We start from the raw sequence: 5718 nt of genomic DNA on the forward strand, positions 1-5718 counted from the left end.
GGACATATTTGCCAGGATTTATGTAACTTGGTGCAGCCCTTCCCTTGTTTTCCCTTGGGTTGTTGGTTGTGTCTGTAATTATTTTACGGAGAGTTTGATCCTGGCTCAGGATGAACGCTGGCGGCGTGCTTAACACATGCAAGTCGAACGATGACCCTGGTGCTTGCACCGGGTGATTAGTGGCGAACGGGTGAGTAACACGTGAGTAACCTGCCCCCGACTCTGGGATAAGCCCGGGAAACTGGGTCTAATACCGGATACTCACCTCCTTCCGCATGGAAGGGGGTGGAAAGATTTATCGGTGGGGGATGGACTCGCGGCCTATCAGCTTGTTGGTGGGGTAATGGCCTACCAAGGCGACGACGGGTAGCCGGCCTGAGAGGGTGACCGGCCACACTGGGACTGAGACACGGCCCAGACTCCTACGGGAGGCAGCAGTGGGGAATATTGCACAATGGGCGAAAGCCTGATGCAGCGACGCCGCGTGAGGGATGACGGCCTTCGGGTTGTAAACCTCTTTCAGTAGGGAAGAAGCGAAAGTGACGGTACCTGCAGAAGAAGCGCCGGCTAACTACGTGCCAGCAGCCGCGGTAATACGTAGGGCGCAAGCGTTATCCGGAATTATTGGGCGTAAAGAGCTCGTAGGCGGTTTGTCGCGTCTGCCGTGAAAGTCCGGGGCTCAACCCCGGATCTGCGGTGGGTACGGGCAGACTAGAGTGATGTAGGGGAGACTGGAATTCCTGGTGTAGCGGTGAAATGCGCAGATATCAGGAGGAACACCGATGGCGAAGGCAGGTCTCTGGGCATTAACTGACGCTGAGGAGCGAAAGCATGGGGAGCGAACAGGATTAGATACCCTGGTAGTCCATGCCGTAAACGTTGGGCACTAGATGTGGGGGACATTCCACGTTTTCCGCGTCGTAGCTAACGCATTAAGTGCCCCGCCTGGGGAGTACGGCCGCAAGGCTAAAACTCAAAGGAATTGACGGGGGCCCGCACAAGCGGCGGAGCATGCGGATTAATTCGATGCAACGCGAAGAACCTTACCAAGGCTTGACATGGGCCGGATCGGGCTGGAAACAGTCCTTCCCCTTTGGGGCCGGTTCACAGGTGGTGCATGGTTGTCGTCAGCTCGTGTCGTGAGATGTTGGGTTAAGTCCCGCAACGAGCGCAACCCTCGTTCCATGTTGCCAGCACGTAGTGGTGGGGACTCATGGGAGACTGCCGGGGTCAACTCGGAGGAAGGTGAGGACGACGTCAAATCATCATGCCCCTTATGTCTTGGGCTTCACGCATGCTACAATGGCCGGTACAATGGGTTGCGATACTGTGAGGTGGAGCTAATCCCAAAAAGCCGGTCTCAGTTCGGATTGGGGTCTGCAACTCGACCCCATGAAGTCGGAGTCGCTAGTAATCGCAGATCAGCAACGCTGCGGTGAATACGTTCCCGGGCCTTGTACACACCGCCCGTCAAGTCACGAAAGTTGGTAACACCCGAAGCCGGTGGCCCAACCCTTTTTGGGAGGGAGCCGTCGAAGGTGGGACCGGCGATTGGGACTAAGTCGTAACAAGGTAGCCGTACCGGAAGGTGCGGCTGGATCACCTCCTTTCTAAGGAGCAACTAGCATTCATTCATTTCAGGGCGCATGTCCTGGTGGTGGTGTTCAGTTCAGCCCGTTTCTGCCACTTGTGTTGGTAGGCGGGCGCTCATGGGTGGAATGTCAACGGATTGTGGCCTGGAACCTGGTTGTTCCCTGGTATTGAGTACGCATTGCTTTTGGGTGGTGTTGGAAAGATGTGGGGTTCTGATCGGGTTCGGGTCCATGGCACACTGTTGGGCCCTGAAACAACAGGCCCGATGTTCTGGTCACTGGCTTTTGGTTGGTGGTCGGGGGGTTGGTTCTGGTTTGTTTTGGCTCCCGCGCATGGCCTAGACCACGAAAGACTGTTTTTGTGGTGGTGGGTGTGACGGGGTTGTTGTTTGACAACTGCATAGTGGACGCGAGCATCTTGCAAGGACGATGGATGCCATGTGATTGATACTCTTTCGGGGGTGTTGGTTGTGTGGTTTTTGTTGTTTTTGCGAAAGCAATTTATTTGAGAACCCCCAGCAGGGCATCCTTTTAGGGTGTGGTTGTTGGTGGTTCTCTCGATCAAATGCTCTTGTGAAAAGACCTTTTTGTGGTCAAGTTTTCAAGGGCGCATGGTGGATGCCTTGGCATCAGGAGCCGAAGAAGGACGTGGGAATCTGCGATAAGCCTGGAGGAGTCGATAACCGGACGTTGATTCCAGGATTTCCGAATGGGGAAACCCCGCACGGCGTCATGTCGTGTGACCCGTAGCTGAACACATAGGCTACGTGGAGGGAACGCGGGGAAGTGAAACATCTCAGTACCCGCAGGAAGAGAAAACAATAGTGATTCCGTGAGTAGTGGCGAGCGAAAGCGGATGGGGCTAAACCGTTCCATGTGTGATAGCCGGCGGGCGTTGCATGGGCGGGGTCGTGGGACCATTCATTCCAGTTCTGCCGGACTGGAGAAGTGAGGTGCGGGTGCATAGGCGAATCGGTTTGAAAGCCGGACCATAGGGGGTGTTAGTCCCGTAGCCGTAATGTTTTCCGCCGCTTTGTGATGGTATCCCAAGTAGCACGGGGCCCGAGAAATCCCGTGTGAATCTGCCAGGACCACCTGGTAAGCCTGAATACTTCCTGATGACCGATAGCGGACAAGTACCGTGAGGGAAAGGTGAAAAGTACCCCGGGAGGGGAGTGAAATAGTACCTGAAACCATGTGCCTACAATCCGTCGGAGCCACCTTGGTTGTGGTGACGGCGTGCCTTTTGAAGAATGAGCCTGCGAGTTAGTGCCGTGTCGCGAGGTTAACCCGTGTGGGGAAGCCGTAGCGAAAGCGAGTCTGAACAGGGCGTTCAGTGGCGCGGTCTAGACCCGAAGCGAAGTGATCTACCCATGGCCAGGTTGAAGCGTGTGTAAGAGCGCGTGGAGGACCGAACCCACTTCAGTTGAAAATGGAGGGGATGAGCTGTGGGTAGGGGTGAAAGGCCAATCAAACTTCGTGATAGCTGGTTCTCCCCGAAATGCATTTAGGTGCAGCGTTGCGTGTTTCTTACCGGAGGTAGAGCGACTGGATGGCTAATGGGCCCTACAAGGTTACTGACGTCAGCCAAACTCCGAATGCCGGTAAGTGAGAGCGCAGCAGTGAGACTGTGGGGGATAAGCTTCATGGTCGAGAGGGAAACAGCCCAGAACGCCAACTAAGGCCCCTAAGCGTGTGCTAAGTGGAAAAGGATGTGGAGTTGCGAAGACAACCAGGAGGTTGGCTCAGAAGCAGCCATCCTTGAAAGAGTGCGTAATAGCTCACTGGTCAAGTGATTCCGCGCCGACAATGTAGCGGGGCTCAAGCACACCGCCGAAGTTGCGTCATCCAGGTATATAGGTAGGCCTTCGTGGTCCAGCCGCCTGGGTGGGTAGGGGAGCGTCGTGCCGGCAGTGAAGCCACGGTGTGAACCAGTGGTGGAGACGGCACGAGTGAGAATGCAGGCATGAGTAGCGAAAGACGGGTGAGAAACCCGTCCGCCGAATGATCAAGGGTTCCAGGGTCAAGCTAATCTGCCCTGGGTGAGTCGGGACCTAAGGCGAGGCCGACAGGCGTAGTCGATGGACAACGGGTTGATATTCCCGTACCGGTGAAGAACCGTCCCTACTGAACTGGCGATGCTAACCGCCCCGAACACCCATCATCTTCCCTTCGGGGAAGGTACCGGGTGCCAGGCGCGGGACCCGAGCCAGGGAGGTCAACGTATTAACAGGTGTGACGCAGGAAGGTAGCCGGGCCAGGCAATGGAATCGTCCTGGTCCAAGGGTGTAGGCCGAATGGTAGGTAAATCCGCCATTCATGATGGTTGAGACCCGATAGGCGCCCACTTCGGTGGGTGATCCGGTGATCCTATGCTGCCAAGAAAAGCATCGACGTGAGGTTCAAGCCGCCCGTACCCCAAACCGACACAGGTGATCAGGTAGAGAATACTAAGGCGATCGAGAGAATCATGGTTAAGGAACTCGGCAAAATGCCCCCGTAACTTCGGGAGAAGGGGGGCCCCAACCTTGAACACCACTTGCTGGTGTGAGGGGATCGGGGCCGCAGAGACCAGGGGGAAGCGACTGTTTACTAAAAACACAGGTCCGTGCGAAGTCGCAAGACGATGTATACGGACTGACTCCTGCCCGGTGCTGGAAGGTTAAGAGGACCGGTTAGCCCCTCGGGGCGAAGCTGGGAATTTAAGCCCCAGTAAACGGCGGTGGTAACTATAACCATCCTAAGGTAGCGAAATTCCTTGTCGGGTAAGTTCCGACCTGCACGAATGGAGTAACGACTTCCCCGCTGTCTCAACCATGAACTCGGCGAAATTGCACTACGAGTAAAGATGCTCGTTACGCGCAGCAGGACGGAAAGACCCCGAGACCTTTACTATAGTTTGGTATTGGTGTTCGGTGCGGCTTGTGTAGGATAGGTGGGAGACGTTGAAGCGGGCACGCCAGTGTTCGTGGAGTCATCGTTGAAATACCACTCTGGCCGTACCGGATTCCTAACTTCGGCCCATGATCTGGGTCAGGGACAGTGCCTGATGGGTAGTTTAACTGGGGCGGTTGCCTCCTAAAGAGTAACGGAGGCGCCCAAAGGTTCCCTCAGCCTGGTTGGCAATCAGGTGACGAGTGTAAGTGCACAAGGGAGCTTGACTGTGAGAGTGACAGCTCGAGCAGGGACGAAAGTCGGGACTAGTGATCCGGCGGCACGTTGTGGAACGGCCGTCGCTCAACGGATAAAAGGTACCTCGGGGATAACAGGCTGATCTTGCCCAAGAGTCCATATCGACGGCATGGTTTGGCACCTCGATGTCGGCTCGTCGCATCCTGGGGCTGGAGTAGGTCCCAAGGGTTGGGCTGTTCGCCCATTAAAGCGGTACGCGAGCTGGGTTTAGAACGTCGTGAGACAGTTCGGTCCCTATCCGCTGCGCGCGCAGGAAATTTGAGAAGAGCTGTCCTTAGTACGAGAGGACCGGGACGGACGAACCTCTGGTGTGTCAGTTGTACTGCCAAGTGCACCGCTGATTAGCTACGTTCGGAAGGGATAACCGCTGAAAGCATCTAAGCGGGAAGCCCACTTCGAGATGAGATTTCCATACACCTTGAGTGTGAGAGGCCCCCAGCTAGACCACTGGGTTGATAGGCAGGACGTGGAAGCGGGGACTAAAGACCCGTGGAGCTGACCTGTACTAATAGGCCGATAACTTACACCACAATTCACCACACGACTGTTGGTTGTGTGGGCAAGATATGCTGCGTCCACTATGCGGTTGCCAGGCAACAACGCCTTGGCACCAACACCATCACACCCTTCATTTTTGGGGTGTGTTGCTCCCCTACCGGTTGTGTGGGGGTTCGGGGTTGGTGTTCGGGGTTGGTCCTGTAATAGAATATTGTTGTACATGTTGCACCACGGAAACCAGCTGCTGGTTGGTTTCCCATATGGCAAATGTGACTAGTTTTCCCCGCCACTTGGTGGTGTGGGTGGAAGAGTTACGGCGGTCATAGCGTGGGGGAAACGCCCGGTCCCATACCGAACCCGGAAGCTAAGACCCACTGCGCCGATGGTACTGCACTCGGGAGGGTGTGGGAGAGTAGGTCGCCGCCGGACAAATTTT

General features: G+C 55.7%; 3 rRNA genes. All 3 read left to right on the forward strand.

Features of this window, described 5'->3' with window-relative positions:
- Positions 1-82 precede the first annotated feature (82 nt).
- The 3 genes from CIK75_RS00830 (at position 83) to rrf (ending at position 5711) form a co-directional block, all read left to right on the forward strand.
- A 16S ribosomal RNA gene (locus CIK75_RS00830) occupies positions 83-1610 on the forward strand.
- Between the two features lie 573 nt (positions 1611-2183).
- Positions 2184-5314 (forward strand): 23S ribosomal RNA (locus CIK75_RS00835).
- Between the two features lie 280 nt (positions 5315-5594).
- Positions 5595-5711 (forward strand): 5S ribosomal RNA (gene rrf, locus CIK75_RS00840).
- The 16S, 23S and 5S rRNA genes sit together here, the layout of an rRNA operon.
- Positions 5712-5718: the final 7 nt, after the last annotated feature.

Source organism: Glutamicibacter sp. BW78 (genome assembly GCF_002332245.1).
GTDB classification, from domain to species: Bacteria; Actinomycetota; Actinomycetes; order Actinomycetales; family Micrococcaceae; genus Arthrobacter_H; species Arthrobacter_H rhombi_A.